This is a genomic window from Phyllobacterium sp. 628, assembly GCF_014189505.1.
Lineage (GTDB): Bacteria > Pseudomonadota > Alphaproteobacteria > Rhizobiales > Rhizobiaceae > Phyllobacterium.
Genome location: NZ_CP050301.1, coordinates 2089163 through 2110337 on the forward strand (window position 1 = coordinate 2089163; position 21175 = coordinate 2110337).

17 protein-coding genes and 2 pseudogenes are annotated in these 21175 nt (G+C 55.4%); 11 read left to right on the top strand and 8 right to left on the bottom strand.

Annotated features, from left to right (window positions below):
- The first annotated feature begins 2 nt into the window (after window positions 1-2).
- From fabG to gmk, 6 genes are all read left to right on the top strand, one after another.
- Window positions 3-740: a 3-oxoacyl-[acyl-carrier-protein] reductase gene (gene fabG, locus HB779_RS11855; RefSeq protein WP_188342605.1), complete on the top strand. Its 738-nt coding sequence runs from the start codon at window positions 3-5 to the stop codon at window positions 738-740.
- Window positions 741-1007: 267 nt separating this feature from the next.
- Complete coding sequence (locus HB779_RS11860) at window positions 1008-1244, top strand: acyl carrier protein (protein ID WP_091880344.1); 237 nt, start codon at window positions 1008-1010, stop codon at window positions 1242-1244.
- 114 nt (window positions 1245-1358) lie between these two features.
- Window positions 1359-2621: a beta-ketoacyl-ACP synthase II gene (fabF, locus tag HB779_RS11865; RefSeq protein ID WP_188342606.1), complete on the top strand. Its 1263-nt coding sequence runs from the start codon at window positions 1359-1361 to the stop codon at window positions 2619-2621.
- A 63-nt stretch (window positions 2622-2684) separates the two neighbouring features.
- Window positions 2685-3944, top strand: coding sequence for an endolytic transglycosylase MltG (gene mltG / locus HB779_RS11870; RefSeq protein WP_371823923.1), 1260 nt, complete (start codon window positions 2685-2687; stop codon window positions 3942-3944).
- A gap of 54 nt (window positions 3945-3998) precedes the next feature.
- Window positions 3999-4886 carry a YicC/YloC family endoribonuclease gene (locus HB779_RS11875; RefSeq protein WP_188342608.1) on the top strand — a complete coding sequence of 296 codons (888 nt, stop codon included), beginning with the start codon at window positions 3999-4001 and terminating at the stop codon, window positions 4884-4886.
- Between the two features lie 41 nt (window positions 4887-4927).
- The gene (gmk, locus tag HB779_RS11880; RefSeq protein WP_188345898.1) at window positions 4928-5545 is read left to right on the top strand and encodes a guanylate kinase; all 618 of its coding nucleotides are present in this window, start codon (window positions 4928-4930) and stop codon (window positions 5543-5545) included.
- A gap of 226 nt (window positions 5546-5771) precedes the next feature.
- Here gmk and rsmA read toward each other — a convergent pair whose 3' ends face one another.
- The 6 genes from rsmA to HB779_RS11910 form a co-directional block, all read right to left on the bottom strand.
- Window positions 5772-6599: a 16S rRNA (adenine(1518)-N(6)/adenine(1519)-N(6))-dimethyltransferase RsmA gene (gene rsmA / locus HB779_RS11885; protein ID WP_188342609.1), complete on the bottom strand. Its 828-nt coding sequence runs from the start codon at window positions 6597-6599 to the stop codon at window positions 5772-5774.
- Window positions 6589-7614 carry a 4-hydroxythreonine-4-phosphate dehydrogenase PdxA gene (gene pdxA / locus HB779_RS11890; RefSeq protein WP_188342610.1) on the bottom strand — a complete coding sequence of 342 codons (1026 nt, stop codon included), beginning with the start codon at window positions 7612-7614 and terminating at the stop codon, window positions 6589-6591. The genes rsmA and pdxA overlap by 11 nt, the downstream gene beginning before the upstream one ends.
- A gap of 15 nt (window positions 7615-7629) precedes the next feature.
- Complete coding sequence (locus HB779_RS11895) at window positions 7630-8577, bottom strand: peptidylprolyl isomerase (RefSeq protein ID WP_188342611.1); 948 nt, start codon at window positions 8575-8577, stop codon at window positions 7630-7632.
- A 156-nt stretch (window positions 8578-8733) separates the two neighbouring features.
- Window positions 8734-11082, bottom strand: coding sequence for an LPS-assembly protein LptD (locus tag HB779_RS11900; RefSeq protein WP_188342612.1), 2349 nt, complete (start codon window positions 11080-11082; stop codon window positions 8734-8736).
- A 1-nt stretch (window position 11083) separates the two neighbouring features.
- Window positions 11084-12172, bottom strand: a complete 1089-nt coding sequence (lptG, locus tag HB779_RS11905) for an LPS export ABC transporter permease LptG (RefSeq protein WP_188342613.1) — start codon at window positions 12170-12172, stop codon at window positions 11084-11086.
- On the bottom strand, window positions 12169-13359 hold the full coding sequence (locus HB779_RS11910) for an LptF/LptG family permease (RefSeq protein ID WP_244642352.1): 1191 nt from the start codon (window positions 13357-13359) through the stop codon (window positions 12169-12171). Before HB779_RS11910 ends, lptG begins: the two co-directional genes overlap by 4 nt.
- A 292-nt stretch (window positions 13360-13651) precedes the next feature.
- Here HB779_RS11910 and HB779_RS11915 point away from each other — a divergent pair, with 292 nt between their 5' ends.
- From HB779_RS11915 to HB779_RS25730, 4 genes and pseudogenes are all read left to right on the top strand, one after another.
- Window positions 13652-15151, top strand: a complete 1500-nt coding sequence (locus tag HB779_RS11915) for a leucyl aminopeptidase (protein WP_188342615.1) — start codon at window positions 13652-13654, stop codon at window positions 15149-15151.
- A 108-nt stretch (window positions 15152-15259) separates the two neighbouring features.
- Window positions 15260-15709 carry a DNA polymerase III subunit chi gene (locus HB779_RS11920; RefSeq protein ID WP_188342616.1) on the top strand — a complete coding sequence of 150 codons (450 nt, stop codon included), beginning with the start codon at window positions 15260-15262 and terminating at the stop codon, window positions 15707-15709.
- Between the two features lie 3 nt (window positions 15710-15712).
- On the top strand, window positions 15713-16306 hold the full coding sequence (locus tag HB779_RS11925) for a hypothetical protein (protein WP_188342617.1): 594 nt from the start codon (window positions 15713-15715) through the stop codon (window positions 16304-16306).
- Window positions 16306-16722: pseudogene (locus HB779_RS25730) on the top strand (GNAT family N-acetyltransferase); the annotation flags it as partial. The gene HB779_RS11925 and the pseudogene HB779_RS25730, both read left to right, overlap by 1 nt.
- A gap of 111 nt (window positions 16723-16833) precedes the next feature.
- Here the strand turns inward: HB779_RS25730 and HB779_RS11935 are convergent.
- Window positions 16834-17469, bottom strand: a complete 636-nt coding sequence (locus HB779_RS11935; protein ID WP_244642353.1) for a metalloregulator ArsR/SmtB family transcription factor — start codon at window positions 17467-17469, stop codon at window positions 16834-16836.
- 118 nt (window positions 17470-17587) lie between these two features.
- Here HB779_RS11935 and HB779_RS11940 point away from each other — a divergent pair, with 118 nt between their 5' ends.
- Window positions 17588-19021: an MFS transporter gene (locus HB779_RS11940; RefSeq protein WP_188342619.1), complete on the top strand. Its 1434-nt coding sequence runs from the start codon at window positions 17588-17590 to the stop codon at window positions 19019-19021.
- Between the two features lie 118 nt (window positions 19022-19139).
- Here HB779_RS11940 and HB779_RS11945 read toward each other — a convergent pair.
- Window positions 19140-21037, bottom strand: a pseudogene (locus HB779_RS11945) (ABC-F family ATP-binding cassette domain-containing protein).
- Window positions 21038-21175 lie beyond the last annotated feature (138 nt).

The following is a 21175-nucleotide window of genomic DNA, read 5'->3' on the forward strand; positions in this document are numbered from 1 at the left end:
CAATGTTTGACCTGACAGGCCGCAAGGCTCTCATTACTGGTGCCAGCGGCGGTATTGGCGAGGCGATTGCCCGCTCCTTGCATGCGCAGGGCGCAATCGTTGGTCTGCACGGCACGCGCGTCGAAAAGCTTGAAGCTTTGGCCAACGAGCTTGGCGAGCGGGTCAAGATTTTCCCGGCCAATCTGTCGAACCGCGATGAGGTCAAGGCACTGGGCGAAAAGGCCGAAGCCGATCTCGAAGGCGTGGAAATCCTTGTCAACAATGCAGGTATTACCAAGGACGGCCTGTTCGTACGCATGAGCGACGCCGATTGGGACAATGTGCTTGAGGTCAACTTGACCGCCGTGTTCCGCCTGACCCGTGAGCTGACCCATCCGATGATGCGCCGCCGTTATGGCCGTATCATCAACATCACGTCCGTCGTCGGTGTAACCGGTAATCCCGGCCAGACAAATTATGTGGCTTCCAAGGCCGGCCTGATCGGCTTTTCCAAGGCACTGGCTGCGGAAATCGCCAGCCGCAATGTCACGGTCAATTGCGTTGCCCCGGGTTTCATCGAATCGGCCATGACTGACAAGCTCAACGACAAGCAGAAGGAAGGCATCATGTCGGCCATCCCGATGCGCCGCATGGGTACGGGCGAAGAGGTTGCATCCTCGGTGGTCTATCTCGCCAGCAACGAGGCGTCTTACGTCACCGGACAGACCATCCACGTCAATGGCGGTATGGCGATGATCTGATGCAGCGGATGCCCGGCTGCAACTTTGCGCCGGGCGTTTACGTCGCAATCACATTTATGCGATTGAGACGGCGAATAAAGCATGATAAGTCGCGCAGAAGTCAGGGTGTCAAATCGATTTGATACCTTTTCCATTCCGCGAGGAATAAGTGGCAAAGATGAGGGTTTTAGCTGTTAAACACGGCTTACCTGCTATCTTATTGCTTGATTAGAGTCATCCGTGCCGCTAACCAAGGCATGGAGAAAAACAACAGGTTGAGGTTTCCACATGAGTGATACTGCAGAACGCGTCAAGAAAATCGTTATTGAGCATCTGGGCGTTGATGCCGAGAAAGTCACCGATGGTGCGAGCTTCATCGACGATCTGGGCGCAGACAGCCTTGATACAGTCGAGCTCGTGATGGCTTTCGAAGAAGAGTTCGGCGTCGAAATTCCGGACGATGCTGCTGAGACGATTCTGACAGTCGGCGATGCCGTCAAGTTCATCGACAAAGCATCTGCCTGATTTTCATTCGGCCCGGCAGCGCATGGATCGTGAAATGAGGCGACTTGCCTCTTTCGGTGCGTGCGCGGGGCCGTCGGAAACTATCATGCTGCATATGACATTGAAGGATCGGCCATGAGGCGCGTTGTCATAACCGGCCTTGGGCTGGTTTCTCCTCTTGCATCGGGTGTTGAGCATACATGGTCACGGCTTTTGGCCGGCCAGAGCGGCGCCCGTCGCGTGACGGAATTTGAAGTCGATGATCTGCCCTGCAAGATCGCTTGCCGTATCCCGGTTGGCGATGGTTCTGATGGCACGTTCAATCCGGATGATTGGATGGAACCCAAGGACCAGCGCAAGGTTGACCCCTTTATCATTTACGCTGTGGCTGCTGCCGATCAGGCGCTTGCCGATGCCAAGTGGGCACCGGAAAGCGACGAAGATCAGATCCGTACCGGTGTTCTTATCGGTTCTGGTATCGGTGGCCTCGAAGGCATCGTTGAAGCGGGCTATACGCTGCGCGACAAGGGCCCTCGGCGCATTTCCCCATTCTTCATTCCCGGCCGTCTGATCAATCTGGCTTCCGGCCAGGTATCGATCAAGCACAAGCTGCGCGGCCCCAACCATTCGGTGGTCACAGCGTGCTCGACCGGTGCACATGCAATCGGCGATGCATCGCGTCTCATTGCTTTCGGCGATGCCGACGTGATGGTCGCAGGCGGTACCGAATCGCCTGTCAGCCGTATCTCGCTTGCGGGCTTTGCCGCCTGCAAGGCGCTGTCGACCGCACGCAATGACGATCCAACTGCCGCTTCGCGTCCTTATGACGATGATCGTGATGGTTTCGTTATGGGCGAGGGCGCTGGCATCGTTGTGCTTGAAGAGCTCGAACATGCTCTGGCACGCGGCGCGAACATTTATGCCGAAGTCATCGGTTACGGCCTGTCCGGCGACGCTTATCACATCACTGCTCCATCAGAGAGCGGCGAAGGTGCTCAGCGTTCGATGGAAATGGCATTGAAGCGTGCAGGCATTACACCTGATGATCTCGATTACATCAATTCGCATGGCACATCGACCATGGCGGATACAATCGAGCTCGGCGCTGTCGAACGCGTTGTAGGCGATGCCGCTTCGAAAGTATCGATGTCATCGACCAAGTCGTCCATCGGCCACCTCCTTGGGGCAGCTGGTTCGACCGAAGCCATCTTCTGCGTCCTTGCCATTCGTGACAATGTCGCACCGGCGACGCTTAATCTGGATAAGCCCTCCATCGATACGAAGATCGATCTGGTTCCGCATAAGCCACGGCATCGCAAGATCGATATCGCCTTGTCCAACTCGTTTGGCTTTGGTGGGACCAACGCTTCGCTGGTTTTGCGGCGTTTTCAACAGTGATTGAATAGTGGCGGAAGCGTTTTTCGCGCTTTCGCCACATTCACAATCAAATTTACCGGCATTCTGTCGGAAAAACATGCCCGAGGTGTTTGCGTGAGCTCAGATCAGCAGTCTGAAGAGACGAACGGTTCAGCCGCCGCGAATGCGCCGGAGCGCAAACCGATTGTTCCGCAGTCGGCCTCTGAAGCATTGCGTCCTGAACCCGGCACGCCGCCGCCTGCGCCAAAACGCCGGTCGCGCCGCGCGCGCAGCCAGATCGTTGTCTTTGCCAATTTTATGCTGTCGCTGGTCGTACTGGTGGTTATCGCCGCCGGAGCCGCCGTCTATTTCGGTAAAGTTGCGTTCAATGAACCTGGCCCGACCGAGGTGACGACCGATTATCTGGTCAAGCCCGGAGCGGGTATCGTCGAAATCGCCGATGGATTGGAACGTCGCGGCATCATCACCGATGCGCGTGTTTTCAAATATGGCGTTCAGGCCTACGGCTATCAGCGCGACATGAAGGCCGGTGAATACGAGATCAAGGCGCAGGCTTCCATGCGCGATATCATGGATTTGTTGCGCAGCGGCAAGTCCGTTCTGCATTCGCTGACAGTGCCAGAGGGTCTTACCGTCGACCAGATTCTGCAACGCATGAGTGAAGACGATGTGCTGGTGGGCGCGCTGCCTGCAGCGATGCCGAGCGAAGGAACACTTTTCGCCAACACCCTGCGCTTCTCCCGTGGCACCACGCGTGAAGAACTGATCAAGAAGATGCAGGCCGACCAGAAAAAACTCGTGGAGGATATCTGGGCCCGCCGTGATCCAAGCATCCCGCTCAAGACGATCGAGGAATTCGTCACGCTGGCGTCGATTGTCGAAAAAGAGACAGGCAAGGCCGACGAGCGTCCGCGCGTTGCAGCCGTGTTCATCAACCGGCTGAACAAGCGGATGCGTCTGCAGTCCGATCCGACGATCATTTATGGTTTGTTTGGTGGCAAGGGCAAACCTGCCGACCGGCCTATCCTGAAGTCGGATCTGGAAAAGCCGACGCCTTACAACACCTATACGGTCAATGGTCTGCCGCCGGGACCTATTGCCAATCCGGGCCGCGATGCACTGGAAGCTGTTGCCCATCCATCGCAGACCAAGGATCTTTATTTTGTTGCCGATGGTACGGGCGGACACGTTTTTGCCCAGACGCTTGACGAGCACAACGACAACGTAAAACGTTGGCGGCAGGTTGAGAAAAACCGTGTCGATGAAGCCGCAAAGGCTGCTACCGGCGACAAGAATGCGACGCCGAACGCTGATGACGGCGACGACGCACCGGTACAGCAATAATTCAGAAAAGGCCTGACTGCGATCAGGCCTTCGTCCTTTGGACTTGGGGGAAATATGTCTTTGCAAAGCATGACGGGTTTCGCCCGTCACCTCCGGAACAGTGCCGGGGCGCAGATTTCATGGGAAATCAAATCCGTTAATGGCAAGGGCCTCGACGTGCGGTTTCGGCTGCCCGCCGGGCTGGAAACCATCGAGCCGAAGGCGCGTGCGCTGTTCAACCAGTATTTCAAGCGCGGGAATTTTCAAGCTGCGTTGACCGTGGATCGTAATGCCGGCGATGCCAAGGCACTGATCAACGAACCGCTTTTGAAACAATTGGCGCGCATTGCCGAACAGTTGCGCGAAGACTTCAATCTGGCGCCATCTACACCCGAGGGCCTGATGGCCCTGCGCGGCGTGCTGGAAGCGCCGCAGGATGTTCTGACGGAAGAGGGCCAGGCAGAGGCCGAAGAGGCCGTGCTGGCCGTTCTCGATGAAACGCTCTTGCAGCTGAAGCGCAATCGCGAGACGGAAGGCAAGGCCCTTGGCGATATTCTGAGCGCGCAGGTCAATGCGGTGGAAGTGCTGACCCAGCAGGCAAGGCTCGATCCCAGCCGCTCGCTGGATGCGGTTCGAGCTAGGTTGGCTTCACAGGTAACCTTGCTGCTCGAGGCGTCGCCTGCGCTGGATGAAGCGCGCCTGCACATGGAAGCGGCGTTTCTTGCAACCAAGGCTGATATTCAGGAAGAGCTTGACCGGCTGGACATGCATGTCGCTGCTGCACGGACGCTGCTGCGCGATGGCAATGGCGTCGGACGCAAGCTCGATTTCCTGACACAGGAATTTAACCGTGAGGCCAATACATTGTGTTCAAAGGCCAACGCAGCCTCGATCACGTCGATTGGGCTTGACCTGAAGGCGGTTGTGGATCAATTGCGCGAGCAAATACAGAATTTGGAGTAATCATGCTCAACGCATCGAACAGCATCAAAAGACGCGGCCTCATGCTGGTCTTGTCGTCCCCATCCGGTGCCGGCAAGTCTACGATTGCCCGGCTGTTGCTCAATGACAAAGAGAAACTTGAGTTGGCTCTGTCGGTCAGCGTGACCACCCGTACGCGCCGCGCCAGCGAAATTGAAGGTGTCCACTATCATTTCATTTCGGTGCGCGAATTTGAACGCCTGCGTGACAGTGATGAGCTGATCGAGTGGGCGGAAGTTCACGGCAATTTCTATGGCACGCCACGCGAAGCTGCGGAGAATGCCCTTGCTGATGGTCAGGACATGCTGTTCGACATCGACTGGCAGGGCGCTTTGCAATTGCAGGACAAGATGAAGGGCGATGTTGTCAGCATCTTCATATTGCCACCCTCAATGGCTGCCTTGAAGCATCGCTTGCATCGGCGGGCCGAAGACACCGCAGAAGTTATCGACGTCCGCCTGCGCAACGCACGCAACGAGATCGAGCGCTGGCGCTCCTATGACTATGTCATCGTCAATGAAGATCTGGATCGCGCCTATCATCAGGTCCAGTCGATTGTGACAGCCGAGCGTCTTCGCCGCGACCGTTGCCCCGGCCTGTTTGATTTCGTCAGCACATTGTTGGACGAGAAGATCGATTAACCGATAGAGGCTGAGGTAGCGAGTTGATCTAGAAACTCACCCCCCTCTGTCCTGTCGGACATCTCCCCCACAAGGGGGGAGATCCCATCGACATCAACGCTTTTGCTTTTAATGCAATGTCTCAGAACTATTCAAAACCGTCATGAAGGCTGATCTCCCCCCTTGTGGGGGAGATGTCCGACAGGACAGAGGGGGGTGTCTTCAACCTATACCCTCCAAAGTAGAATTAAACCGCGTTTGCCAGCGCCACGAATTCTTCGATAGACAATGTTTCGGCACGGCGTGTGGGATCAATCCCAACCTTTGCCAGAAGCGCTTCACCGCCCAGCGGTTTGATGCTCTGGCGCAGCATTTTGCGCCGCTGCCCGAACGCGGCCTGAGTGACGCGCCCAAGGGTGGTGGCATCGCATGGCAGCGGTGTGGCGCGCGGGACGAGGTGAATAACCGACGATGTCACCTTGGGTGGTGGCGTAAAGGCTTGTGGTGGTACGTCGAAAGTAATCTTTGCTTCAGTCCGCCAGCCTGCCAGTACGCCAAGACGGCCATAGGCATCGGCTGAAGGTTTTGCCACAATGCGTTCTGCCACTTCACGCTGGAACATAAGCGTCAGTGAATCGTAAAACGGGGGCCATGGCTCGCTGAGCAGCCAGCCAATCAGCAATTGTGTGCCGACATTGTAGGGAAGGTTGGCAACAATCTTTACCCTGTTATTGCCCGCCAATGCCTTGAAATCGGCCTCCAGCGCATCGCCGGGAACGATGTTGAGACGGCCGGGATAATGATCGGAAATTTCCTGCAAGGCGGCCAGGCATCGCTCGTCCCGTTCAATGGCAATCACATTGGCACCTTGTGCGAGCAAGGCGCGGGTGAGGCCACCCGGTCCGGGACCAACTTCAATAACCGTCTGCCCCTGCAGATCACCGGCCTGACGCGCGATCTTAGCCGTCAGGTTCAGATCGAACAGAAAATTCTGGCCGAGCGATTTCTTCGGCATCAAATCATGACGTTCGATCACATCACGCAAAGGGGGAGGCTGTCGATACTCATGCGGCATTATTCTTCTGTCTGGCGCGATGGGATGCAAGCTCATCCGCCAAACGCAGTGCCGCGATCAGGCTGTCTGGCTTGGCTTTGCCCGATCCCGCAATGTCGAATGCCGTACCATGATCTGGCGACGTGCGAACAAAGGGAAGGCCGAGCGTGACGTTGACGCTATCATCAAACCCAAGGGTCTTTGCCGGAATTAATGCCTGATCATGATACATGCAGATGGCGGCGTCATACGTGGCTCGCGCAGCGGGATGGAACATCGTATCCGCTGGCAAGGGCCCGCGTGCATCGATGCCTTCTGAACGCAGGATATCGACCGCAGGCCGGACCACTTCCTCGTCTTCCAACCCCATGGAACCGTCTTCACCCGCATGCGGATTGAGACCGGCGATTGCCAAGCGTGGATTTGCGATGCCGAACTGGTTTTTGAGCGCTTCGGCGGTGATACGCGAAATGCTCAGAATCTTGGCCATGTCCAAAACCTCGGGAACTCTGGCCAGTGCAATATGGATGGTCACCGGAACAGCGCGCAGCAGCGGTCCTGCCAGCATCATGACCGGCGTTACCGCTTGACCCAGATGCTCTTCGGCAAGGTGCGCCAGAAATTCCGTATGACCCGGAAAGCGAAAACCAGCATCATAGAGTGGTTTCTTGGCGATGGGGCAGGTCACAACGGCGCTGGCGCGTCCCGACAGCGTCAGCGCGACAGCCGTCTCGATTGCCTCGATCGTTCCCGCAGCGTTGGCAGCAAGAGGGACGCCCGGAGCATTGGTCTGCCGGTTGGTGAGCGGCACGATGGGCAAAGCGCGATCAAATGCACGATACGCGTCTTCAGGGGTTGTGATTTCGAGGGGGCAATTGAGTTCTAATTGCTTGGCGCGCGCTGCGATCAGATCCGGATCTGCCAACAGGAAAAAGGCTGGTAAACGTGTTGATTGGCGCAGCAGCCATGCGCTAAGCGCAACGTCCGGCCCAATTCCGGACGGATCACCAGAGCTGACGGCAAGAATATTGTTCATGGACAGGCAATACCATTATCGATTGACGATGGTTGCCTTTTTCCTCAGGTCGTCAACATATTGTTTGTTGATTGCTTCGGCACTGGCATCCGGCTTTCCATTGGCTGCAGCAGCTTCCTGTGAAAAGACGAGACGGGCAACGCGGTCGTCAGAAATCTGACGCGACGCACAAACGCCCAGGAATTCCACGCCTTTATCGGTATCCAGCGTTGTCGTCGCATGACCGGCAGAGGTTGCCTGTACCTGCTTGGACCATTCTGGCGGCAATTCCTGTGTAACAAAACGCCCGAGGTCACGCACGGTCACATCCAGTGTGCCCTTTGCCATGTCGCGTGTGGTCTCGCAGCCGGAGAAACGTGCCCGCAGGGCATTGGCTTCATTGCGCCGCTTGGCAAGATTGCCGCGATCACTGGCCGGAACCACAAAAATAACCTGCTGCAGCGTATATTCAGTCGAGACGGGCTTTTTGCCGCCGTCTTTCAACATGCGCTGTACGGCATCCTGTTCAGAAACGCGGGTGCCGCCCTGCGACCGGTTGCGGGTACCAAGAGCACGGCCCCAACCCATCTGCATGCGGATATATTCTTTGAAATGGTCAGCTGTAACGCCTGCCTTGTCGAGAACCCCGGTCAACTGGGCAAGGGTCATCTTGTTGTTTGTCGCAAAGCGATTGAACGCATCGGTCACTTCAGTGTCGGAAACCGTGATATTCAAACGCCGCATTTCCTGGCGCTTCAGCATCTCGTCCGTGAGCTCTTCGCGGGCCATCTGAACAAGATTGCCCTTCTTGTGCTGCAATTTCAGAAAGGCTGCACGCCGGGAAATATCATAATCGGTGATGGGCGTTCCGTTGACGATGACTTTGACGTCGCTGGCCTGCGCGGGCAGGGATATGCCTGCAGCAATGCCGGAACCCAAAGCGGTAACGATCGCCGCCGCAAGAATATGCTTCCTCACCATCATGTCTCACGTTGTCCGATCATTTGTGAATTTATGCAGCCATTTTGACAAAAATGGCCGGAAAAATCCATTCCCGTAAATCTGCTATCCGCCCTCTTGCCGCTTTACTAAGGCAAAAGCATGACTGGCCGCAAGTGCGGCCAGTTGAAAAGACTTGATTTAAATGCCGCCAATATCGACCGGTTTGCCAAATTCCAGCAGAGTACGGAAGGAAATATTGAAGCCGAAGGTTGTTGTCTTGTCACCACGCGTACCCAAACCGGTAACTGGCTGTTCCTGCGTGTAGTACATCTGGTATGTGAAGCACTCGTCATCGTAAGCAAGAGCAGCGGTTCGTTTGACCAATGTTTCCGAAACAAGATCGTATGTTCCAGAGCCCAGAACACGCCAGTTCGGTGCAACCTTGGCGGAGCCGCCAAGCGTTACTTCCTGCCTGTCCGTTGGGAAGCCATAAGTTTGCTGCGCATCAATGAATGCGTACTTGACGAAAGCAGTGCCGTATTTCCCGGCGGCAGTAGCAGCAACTTCGGCGCGGCGAACTTCGAACGTATCCTTGTCGAAACGTCCGCCTGTCGTCAGTGTATATGCACCCTTATTGGCACCAATCATTGCAACATAGTCAGAGCGTGCCGATTCCAGTCCGGATTCTGCACCGGCATTGACAAAATCAGGCGATGCAAAGGAATTCACGCCGCCAAGCTGGAATGACTGACCGGCAATACCATTGAGTGACCAGCCGCTGTTGAACGTACCGGAATAGCGCAGACCGAGATTAGCGCGCGTACCGCCTTCAACACGGTCGTAACCGGAGAACTTGTCCCGTTCGAACAGGCTCGATGCATCGAAGACAAAGCTCTGTGCGTCTTCGTTCGGCATCTGGCCCGCATAGGACTCGTTGTTGCGGATAAACAACTGAGCAGTTGGCTCAAGAACATGGGTGGAGTTGGCTGCGGTGAACAGGATGGGATAGCGGGCTTCAAGTCCCGCAGTGGCCATCCCGCGGAATGCCTGATCGCGATTGACGCCAGGGTCATTCGAGTCAACATACATGCCGTCGCCACGCAAGGCGAGGAGAGGCGTAATCACAAGACCACTATCGGTAATGAATGTACGCTTCCACTCGGCTTCACCTGTTATTCGTCCGTCGGTCCCTTTGACACCTGATAGATAACCGGAGCGCGGCAAACCTGTGTATCCGGCATTAGAATCTGTCTTATCGCGGCTCAAGGCTTGCAGGTTGAGGTTGAAATTCAGCTCACCGCCAGCAATGGATTGTGTCGGTGTATAAGCATAATCAAGCGAGGGCAGAACCCAAGGCTGCTTCGGTTCAGAGGAATTGGGATTGGAATCGCTCCAGCCTTCCTGCACATGGAACTTGTAGAGCCGTAAGTCGAAATAGTTACGGTCGTGCAAGCCTGTCAGATAAATCTGGTCTGTCTTGTTGTAGTTTGAATAGTCCTGAATACCATAGCGATAAGCAAAAGCTTTGTCGGATTGCTCCATCACATCCCAGCCGAAAGACCAGCGAGGATTGATCTGGAACGCGCCCTTCGAACCAATCATGCCGCGAGCGGTATTATCGCGGTCTTCCTGATCCTGTCCAATGTCGAATGCCTTCGGGTCATTCTGGCTGATACCAGCAGCTCTGATGCTGTATTCGCCGTTCTCCAAACGATGACGCCACTCAGCCTCGGCCAGGAAACCCTGCTTTGTATACCCGGTGCCGGTCAGCGTCAGATCATAGTTCGGAGCCAAAGCCCAGAAATAGGGGACACTGATGCCGTATCCAAGTTTGGATTCGTAGCGATAGCTCGGCATCAGGAAGCCGCTCTTCCGCTTCACCGTCGGATCGGCAATTTCGAATGCAGGCAGGAAAGCCAAAGGCATGCCAAACAGCTCAAAGCGGCCGCGCTCAAACCGGATGGTCTTGTTCTTGCCGTTCCAGATGATTTTCTGGGCACGCACCTGCCACAGCGGGGCCTTGCCGGGTTTATCGCGGCATGGTTCGCAGGCAGTATAGATACCGTTGTTGAATTTTGTAATCTCGCCGCCGATGCGCTCAGCGCTTTCAGCAGCAAAACGGGTATTGTCAGCTGCTTCAACGCGCAGCGTGTTGACAAAGCCTTCTTTGAAATCATCGGTGACATCGAGATTTTCCGCATAGATGCGGTTGCCGTCTTTCTCGACGATCTCGACTTTACCCATGGCCTTCAGGCGGCCGGTCTTCTGATCATAGGTGACTTGCCGGGCAACGAGACGGTTGCCGTCATAATCAATCTTTACACCACCGACGGCAGAAATCGTCTTGGCGTTGATGTCATAAACAAGCTCATCCGATTCCAGCAGCATTTGCGCATTTGGATTCGTCTTGAAATTACCCGCGAGGGCATCTTTTGTCTGGGCCAAGGCCGGGAACGAAATCCCGCCTGCAAGGCATAGCACGGCCGTCCCGCACATAAGCCGTGCGAGCCACGTCGGCAACACCGAGCGCGTTACATTCAATCCCACTCTAACCATCCTCCTTGTGCAGCAGAAAGGAGACCCCAAAAAAAGTTGCGATCAGGACCGGAGTCCAAGCGGCAACGAAAGGCGGAACGAAGCCCGCATTTCCGAATGCCTTGACCACAACTGTGACGACATAAAGCACGAAGCCCGCAAGGACGCCACCCAGAATCATGGTTCCGGATTGTCCAAAGCGAACAAATTTGAGAGAAACTGTCGCAGCGATTAGGGTCATCGCCATTAAAAGTGCAGGCAAAGCCAGCAAAGACTGGAAATGCATGTCAAAAGCATTGGCTGGATAGCCAAAAGAGCGAGCTGCGGCAATTTTGTTACGCAGCTCAAAAAAAGGAATTGTCTCGGGCCGGGCGAGGCTTTCTTCAACGAATTCAGGGCGAAGGTGCGTTGGAATCCGCACATCCCCTGGCGAAGTAGGTGTCTCGCCAAGCACAAATCTCGTCACATCTGACAGTTGCCAGTAGCCGTCTTCAAGATCGGCATTCTTGGCATCCAGACGCTCGATAATGTCCTTATTCTTATCTAGCCGGATAAAGGATGCATCGACGAGCCGCAGACCGCGATTGATGATGCTCTTGGCGCCGATAATGGTCTCGCCCTCGTCGGTCTTTTGACGAAGCCATGGCACGCGGTCATCCGGCGTATCGTTCATCTTGCCGCTGCGCCAGGCCGCCTGAACAGCGTCGCTCTTTTCTGTACCGTAAGCGGCGAGGGGGTTGACGACGAGGACAGCAAACAGGCCGAACAGGAATGCGCCTGCGCAGGCAGGCAGAAGAAACTGCCAGGCAGAAACGCCCACTGAGCGCGCGACGACGAGCTCGTATTTGCGGTTGAGCGAAATGAGTGTCGTCATTGCGGCAAACAGCGCGATGAACGGAAACACCTGCTGCATGATGTTGGGGACGCGCAACAGCGAAAGGCCAAAAGCCTGAATGGCCGAGTAGCCCGGCAAGGCCGCGAGCTTGCTCGACAATTCGGTAAAATCAAGAATCAGCGTCAGTGCGAAACTTCCCAAAAGGAAATAGAAGGTGATCGTCACGTAGCGCAGAAAGAAATAGCGTCCGAGTGTCCAGCCAATCATTCTTTGGGCGCTCCATTTTCCGAGCGCGGATTGAGCAGCGTCTTCTTCACGCCCGCAAGTGCCGCCTGTGGGGTGATTGCACCGTTCTTGAAAAGGTTGCTGAGTGTTGCCGGAACGCCAATCTGGCGGTTTGTTGCCAGCGCATAAATCGCCGCGGCAGAAACCAGAACCGGGAAAATGAAGAGGAATGGTATGACATCCGCATTCTTTTCTGCAGTTTGACCACTGGAATAGCTGATCCAGAAGACGATCATGCTCAGGGTAATGGCAGTGAACGATGCAGAAATGCGTGCTTCCCGGTGCGAACGCGAGTCCGCTGCGGCCGCCAGTGAAATCAAGGCAAAAACGATCGGATACAACCAATCCGTCAGGCGTTTTGACAGCTCGGCCGTATAACGCTGCGGTTGTGTCTGGAAGTATGGATCGTTCGGATCTGGATTCATGAGGTAGTCCAGCGGGCGATCCTTCGGAAATATTTTAACGCTATCCTTGTCATCGGCCGACAGAAATTCGGCAAGATCAAGTGCGTAGGTGTTGAATTTGATAATGGATACGTTACCGGTCTTTACATCGCGGCGATCGATTTCACCATCCTTCATAACCAGCAGACTCTGATTGCCCGTATCAACGACGAGGCCGTCTTTCGCGTAGTACAAGAGATCGGTTGTAGGATCGCGAGAATCAGAAACGAAAAGGCCCTTGATTGCGCCGTTTGAATCGCGGCTTTCAACCTGCAGATAAAGATCTTTGTCCACGCGCTGAAACGAGCCCTGCTGGACGACCAGATTGATCACGTCAGACCGGGCATCGGCAATCATCTGCCGCATGCTCAGCTGCGAGTAGGGAACAATGAAGTTTGCAATCAAAAACGAGCTGATCGCAATCACAAATGCAAAAAGCATCACCGGCCTGATCACCGCCGTTCGCGGCGCCCCGGACGCATTGATAACGACAAGCTCCGAATCCTGATTCATTGTCGATAGCGTCTGTGTGACGGCGATAACCAGCGCAAAAGGCATCACAACCGGAAATGCAGAGGGCAAAAGGTTGGAGCTGAACTTGAGAATATACAGAAACGACTGGCCGCTCGTGGTCAGGAAGTTGATCCGCTGGAGCACCTGTACGATCCATGTAATGCCGACTGCGGACAGCAGAACAGCTAAAAACATGACGACGATACGTCGCAAGATGTATATCTCAATCAGGCGCATATCGTGTTTCGCAAAAGAGTTCCGCCACCTTGTTTGTCGACTTGCCGCTCACGAATGACCGACCTTTGATTTATGCCATGGGATCCATGGCATTATTTTGCCGCACTATGGGACGAACCCGTTATATGTTCAATCTAGTCAGGCTTGGCTAAAAATAGGCGAAGAAAGCTGGTTAACAAGGTGTTAGCAAACGGTCATCGTCATTATTCACTTCATTCATCAACTGCGATGAATAAGGAAGTCACAATTTGTTCAATGTGGAGATATCATGTCTAAACGCCCATCCATCAGTTTTGCTAAGTTCGCCGCCGTTGAAGAGGGAACCGCAGTATTGCTTTTGGCCGCTGAAGGCAAAGCTGCCGCCGAAGCCGAATCTGTGGTCGGGCATGCATTGCTGTCGCGTATCATTGATGTCTCGGATTTCAAGGGAAAACTTGCCGCAGGCCTGAGCACGATTGCGCCTGCTGACACGCAACTTGAGCGTCTTGTGCTTGTGGGTACTGGCGATCCAGCCAAGTTGAAGGCTGATGACTGGCTCAAAATTGGTGGTGCAGCATTCTCAAAAATCGGCAAGGCGAAACATGTCTCTGTCGTTCTTGCTTTGCCGGGCGGTGACGTTTCAGCCGAAAACGCTGCGGATTTTGCCTTGGGTGTTCTCCTTCGCGCCTATAGTTTCGATAAATACAAAACAAAAAAGGGCAAGCCCACCGAAAACGCCTCGATTGAAAAGTCCTCAGCCAAGATCACTATTCTCGTTGCTGATCCCCATGCGGCAAAGAAGGCCTTTGCCCATGCCGAAGCTGTAGCGGAAGGCGTCATTCTCGCCCGTGATCTCGTCAATGAGCCTGCCAACATTCTTGGAACGATCGAATTTGCCGAACAAATCGAAGAGCTGAAGAAGCTGGACGTCAAAGTCGAAATCCTTGATCAGAAGGATATGAAGAAGCTCGGCATGGGCTCGCTGCTCGGAGTGGCGCAGGGTTCCGCACGTCCGGCACGCCTCGCCATCATGGAATGGCAGGGCGGCAAGGGCAAAGATGCGCCGATTGCTTTTGTCGGGAAGGGCGTAGTGTTCGATTCCGGCGGTCTGTCCATCAAGACGGCGGCGGGCATGGAGGAAATGAAGGGCGATATGGGTGGCGCGGCAGCCGTCACCGGCCTTTTGCACACACTGGCAACGCGCAAGGCCAAAGTGAATGTTGTGGGTGTTGTTGGGCTCGTTGAGAACATGATCAACGGCGATGCACAGCGGCCGGGCGACATTGTAACCTCCATGTCGGGTCAGACTATCGAAGTGCTCAACACCGATGCGGAAGGCCGTCTCGTGCTTGCAGATGCGCTTTACTATTGCAATGAACGCTTCAATCCGAAGTTCATGATCAATCTCGCCACGCTGACCGGAGCAATCATGGTCGCGTTGGGTCTCCATCATGCAGGCCTGTTTTCCAATGACGACACGCTTGCAGGACAATTGTTTGACGCCGGCCAGTCCACGGGTGAAAAGTTGTGGCGCATGCCGCTTGGTCCTGACTATGACAAGCTGATTGACACCAAGAACGCCGATATGAAGAATATTGGCGGCCGTTATGGCGGCGCTATCATCGCTGCCCAGTTCCTCAAGCGCTTTGTTGGCGAAACCCCTTGGGCGCATCTCGATATTGCTGGCACAGCCATGGGGGCTCCAGCAACGGAATACAGCCAGTCTTGGGCGTCCGGCTTCGGTGTTCGTCTGCTTGACCGGCTGGTCCACGATAATTTCGAAGGCTGATATCAGCCAGTTTAAGGCGATGCCGGATAATTGTATCTGGCGTCGCTCCGGCGTAACAGTGCTTTCAAGTCGATAACGGACGACGCGAAGCTCACCTGACAGGCGACAATGACTGATATCCTCTTCTATCACCTGACCGAATCGACCCTGGAGAGTGCTCTGCCGGGTCTGGTCGAGCGTTCGCTCAGCCGCCAATGGAAAGTCGTCATTCAGACCGGATCGGAAGAACGGCGCGATACGCTGGATAATCATCTGTGGACCTGGTCGGATGCTTCCTTTCTTGCCCATGCCACAGATCAGGAACCGCATCCGGCGGAACAGCCTGTTATCCTGACGACAGGCGAGGGCAACCCGAATGGAGCGACGGTACGCTTTCTGGTTGATGGTGCGGAACCGGCAAACGTCGAATCCTATGAGCGGCTTGTCCTGATGTTTGACGGTCATGATCAGCAGCAGCTGGAACAGGCGCGCGCGCAATGGAAGCTTCTGAAGGCGCAAGGGCATGCGCTGACCTATTGGCAGCAGAATGCCGAGGGCCGTTGGGAAAAGAAGGCCTGAACCATGCGCAAGCTGTTGTTGCTGCTTTTGATTGCGGGTGTTGGGCTTGGTATTGGATACCCTTGGTACGTCTACAATTTTTCCGGTGTGGAGATAGGCTCATGGCGGGTCTTTGATCGACCCGGTCCGTATAAGCCTGTTACCGTGCCGTTGAAGGCGAGCGATGGACCGGTTCGGATTTTTGCGGATATGCAACCGCTGCGCAGTTTCATTCCGGCCGAAGGGCGTACAGCATTGACCTCGATTGTCACGCGTGGCGGCAAGGATGTGCTGGTCAAAACACTTTCTTATGCCGATGCAAAGGCGACCAACCGCGGATCACCGCAAGGGCCACGCGTCTATCGCGACAGGATCGGCGATATCGATCCGGTAGAAGCCGGTGACTATACAATCGCGATCGGGCCGGGCGATGTTGATGGCCTTGAGGTAGCGCAGGTTGATGTGGTTCTGCGGAAAGGCGCTGCCACGGTGGACAAACGCATTATACCGGCAGGCCTCACCATGATTGCGGTCAGCCTTTTTGGCCTGATCCGTCTTGGCCGCAGGCGCAGGATTGCGACACCTGACATGCCGCCTCCACCCAAATGGGGCCGGTGATGGCACACTCATCCAGCTCTTGCCCGACGCTGATCACACCGCGTTTGACCTTGCGCCAGTTCGACTCTCGGGATGAGGCGGGTCTGCATGCCTGCCTCGGGGACGAGCAGTTGACCCGATATTGGGGTTTCACCGCCTGTGAAACCATTGAAGAAACACGCCGCTGTTTGCGCCTTCTCACCAAGACAACGTCGCCATACGACTCCATTGCCTGGGCTGTCGCCGACAAAAACAGTGGCGAGTGCATCGGTATGGTCAACTACCATCACCGCGAGGTCAGCAATCACCGCTTGGAGATTGGCTATATCCTGCGCCGTGAGTGGCATGGGCGAGGGCTGATGACGGAGGCAGTTCAGGCGCTCATCGAACATTGTGTGGCAAATCTCAAAGCGCATCGCATCACTGCAATTATCCATCCGGATAATACAGCATCAATCAGGCTGGCCGAGCGGCTGGGCTTTCAATGCGAGGGGGGGACCCATGCGCGACTACTGGCGTGTCGGGAAGACATATCTCAGCCCGATGCTTTACAGCCTCATTACCAGCTGAGAATCATCCGATTTCTTCTCGGTGATGCGATAGGCGCAACGCCGGGCGCCTTTCAGAATATGCTCAAACCGTTTGATTTCGATATCCGGTCCCAAGGCCGCCTGAAATACATCAAGCTCGGAACGGCAAAGATTTTGGCATGCTTTGGCTGCCACGCAGATCGGGCAATGATTTTCGATGAGGACAAAAGCACCATCACCGTCGCGGGCTGTCTCCGCCATATAGCCTTCAGCTGAACGTATTTCCGCCAGCCGCTCGACACGTTTTTCAATGGTGTTTACCCCAGCCAATTCGTTCCGATAGTGATTGAGCGTTGCTGCCTCACGGTGTGAAATCAGCCGGTCCAGACCTTCTTTGCCAAACACCGCAGAAACCGAAGCCAGAATATCGGTCGTCAGCACCGCGTGATTATCAGGGAATTGCCGGTTGCCGCTCTCGGTCAAATGCCAGAAACGCTTTGGCCGGCCGACCGACTCGCGGCTGTCCTCAAAGTCCACCAGACCGTCTTCGTGCAGCCGTCCGAGCATCTGACGCACTGCTACCGAAGTAATGCCGAGGCGATCCGCCAGCGATGCAGCTGTCTGCGTTCCGCTGACCTTGAGCGAATAGAGCATGCGGTTTGTCGTGCGATCTTGCATATTGTGAGAATAACGAGAATGTTTTTAAAAAGCCATTGCTTATTTTATTGGGCAGAATATAAAAATACAAAACTTGTTTAATTAAGGTGACACCATGCATGACCCCCAGGAAACAACCGGCGATGGCCGGTGGTCCGAACTGATCAGTCCGCAATTCTCAGCCGCGACGACAACCCTTTGCCTTGGCGTGGCGCTGTTTGCGTTCAACGGATTTCTTGTTTCTACGTCCTTGCCAACGGCGGTGCGTGAGATCGGCGGGTTGCAGCTCATTTCGTGGGCATTCACACTCTATCTTGTGCTCTCCATTGTCGGGGGTGCCAGTGGTGCGCTGCTGAAAGGCAGGCTCGGGCCGCGCCGGGCGCTTGTAGGAGCAGCTCTGGTGTTTCTCGCCGGAACATTAATCGCAGCATTCGCTTCATCAATGACCGAAGTGCTGATCGGCCGTGCCTTGCAGGGCATAGGTGAGGGTGTCATCGCCGCTATATGTTACGCACTCATCCCCGACCTTTTTCCATCAAGGCTTGTGGCCAAGGTGTTTGGCGCAGAAGCCGTGGTCTGGGCGGTCGCTGCGTTTGGCGGACCACTCGTGGCTGGTATCCTGACCGAGACTGTGTCCTGGCGCGCGGCTTTCCTCGTCAACGTACCGATGGCATTGATCTTCATTGCGCTCGTTTTCAGGATCGTGCCGCGTTCAACCAACCTTGTAGAGGGATTGTCAGTGCCGTTCCTGCGTCTGGGAGCCATTGGCGGTGGGATCATGCTCGTGGCGCTTGCCAGCATCATGCAGACATTGTCGATGGAAATATTGTTTGTTGCCGCAGCTGCCATAGTTCTCGCCGTTGTCGTGCTGGTGGACCGGCGTAGCCGCATACCGCTCTTTCCATCCGATGCATTCTCCCTGACCTCAACTGTCGGGATCGGTCTGTGGGTCGTATTGCTTATGCCAGTGGCTCAGGCATCGACCTCTGTCTATCTGGTCATGACGCTGCAGAATCTCTGGGGGTACGGTCCGACCATGGCTGGTGCTTTCAGTGCGAGCTTTGCCGTCGCCTGGAGCACGATTGCCATTCTCGTTGCAAATGTGCAGGACCCGCGCCGGCGCTCTTGGATGATCCGCTTTGGGCCGACATTGCTGGTCACAGGTCTGGGGGTGCTCGTTCTCGGCTTCTCGGCTGATCTGCCGCTGGTCGTTCTTGCTGGCCAGATGAGCATCGGCGCTGGATTTGGCATAAGCTGGGGCTTTTTGAGCCAGACCGTCATGGAAGCCGCGAAAGAAGGCGAGCGTGACCGGGCATCGGCGCTACTCCCCACATTGCAATCGGCCGGTTACGCGATCGGTGCAGCCGTGGCAGGTTTGGTTGCGAATTCCGTCAACTATCCGCAGGCGGAAAGTGCGGAGGCATTACGCAACGCGACAATGACGATCTTCGCTGTCTCGACAATGATCGGCCTTGCTGGCCTGATCGCGGTGTTTGCCTTGCCAATGCGCCGGAAAACAATACTGGCAACAGACCTGTCCGGGCTTTGACGATATCTCCGCCGTGCATTGACGGCGGAGCAATATTTCGAGGGCCCGCATGGCCAAGCTCTCGGAAAATCCAGGAGAGGGGAGGATTTCGACCTGCAAATCCCCTCTCTTGCGATTCCTAGAGGTCGGCCATCGCTTCTTCATATTCCGTCGAAAGCGTCAGCCATTCCTCTTCCGCCCGGGCGAGAGAGGATTTCGCATAACCAATTTCCTTACCGATCTGTGTCGCCTTGGCAGGCTCACGGCTGTAAATGATCGGATCGGACAGTTGATCCTGCAAGGATTCAATCTTCTTCTGGAAACGCTGCACCATGGCGTCAGCTTCCTGAATTTTTTCTGCAACGGCTTCAGGGCTTCGCGCTTTTGCGCTGAGAGCTTGCGCTGCTCGGCCTTGGTCAGCTTCTGGCCTTCATCGACAGATATCTTGCTGTTGCCGGATCGCTCGGCCTTGGCATCCGCCAGAACCAGTGAGCGGTAAGCATCGAGATCGCCATCGTAAGGCGCAACCCCGCCGTCACGCACCAGCCAAAGCCGGTCCATGGTTGCCTCGATCAAGTGCCTGTCGTGGGCAATCAGGATCACAGCGCCGTCGAAATCGTTCAGGGCATGCATCAGGGCTTCGCGGCTGTCGATATCCAGATGGTTGGTCGGCTCATCGAGAATGAGCAGGTTGGGACCCTGGAAGGTTGCAAGACCCATCAGCAACCGCGCTTTCTCACCACCGGAAAGGTCCTTGGCGGCCGTATTCATCTTGACCGTGGCAAGTCCCATTTGCGAGACGCGTGCGCGCACCTTGGATTCCGGCGCTTCCGGCATCAGTTTGCGCACATGCTCAATGGCATTGTCTTCCGGTATCAGATCGTCAAGCTGATGCTGGGCAAAGAACGAAATCTTCAGGTTGGGCGCAACGGTCATACGGCCATTTTGCAGGGGCAGACGGCCACTGATCAGTTTGGCAAGTGTGGATTTACCGTTACCGTTCGAGCCGAGTAGTGCAATCCGGTCATCGGCATCGATACGGAAATTAAGCTGCTTGAGCACAGGCTTGCCGGGCGTATAGCCAACTTCACCACTTTCAACGGCGATGATTGGCGAAGCCACGACCTTTTCCGGTTCCGGAAAGTGGAAGGGCTGCACGTGGTCTTCGATAACAGAGGAAATCGGCTTCAGCTTCTGCAGGGCTTTCAGGCGTGACTGCGCTTGCTTGGCCTTTGACGCCTTGGCACGGAAACGCTCAACGAACGCCTCCATGTGCTTGCGGTGTGCTTCCTGCTTGGTGCGCTGCTTCTGCTGCAATTCCAGCGCTTCGCTGCGCAACCGCTCGAACTGGTCATAATTACCCTGCCAAAGCGTCAGCTTTGTCTGTTCAAGGTGCACGATCGAATTGACGGCGGAATTCAACAGGTCGCGATCATGGCTGATGAGGATAACCGTGTGCGGATAGCGCCGCACGTAATCTTCCAGCCACAACGTGCCTTCCAGATCGAGATAGTTGGTTGGCTCGTCGAGCAGCAGCAGGTCGGGTTCCGCAAACAGCACCGCAGCCAGAGCCACACGCATGCGCCAGCCGCCCGAAAAAGATGAAGCGGGACGCTTCTGCGCCCCGGAATCAAACCCAAGACCGGAAAGGATGGCACCGGCCCGCGCTTCGGCGGAGTGGGCATCGATATCAACGAGACGAATATGGATCTCAGCGATCCGGTGGGGATCGGTGGCTGTTTCTGCTTCAGCCAAAAGCGCAGTGCGCTCCAGATCGGCAGCAAGCACGATTTCGATCAGGGAATCTTCGGTTCCGGGCGCTTCCTGCGCCACCTGACCAATGCGGATGTTCTTCGGCAGGAAGAAGTCGCCAGTTTCTGCCGGCAGTTCTCCCGTGATCACTTTGAACAGTGTTGATTTGCCTGCGCCATTGCGTCCGACCAGACCTGCCTTCGTGCCGGATGGCAGATTCAGGTTGGCGTGATCAATCAGCAGACGTCCGGCCATACGCACGGATATATCGTTGAGAATAAGCATGGCCGCGCTTTTGCACGGGAAATGCACATTTCGCAAGCGGTGCTTGGAGTTGATAGCGATAATTGCATGATGATGGATTGCAAAAATAGTGTGCGTGGTTCGACGAGGTCACCATGAGGGTGATTGTAGCTGCAAAGC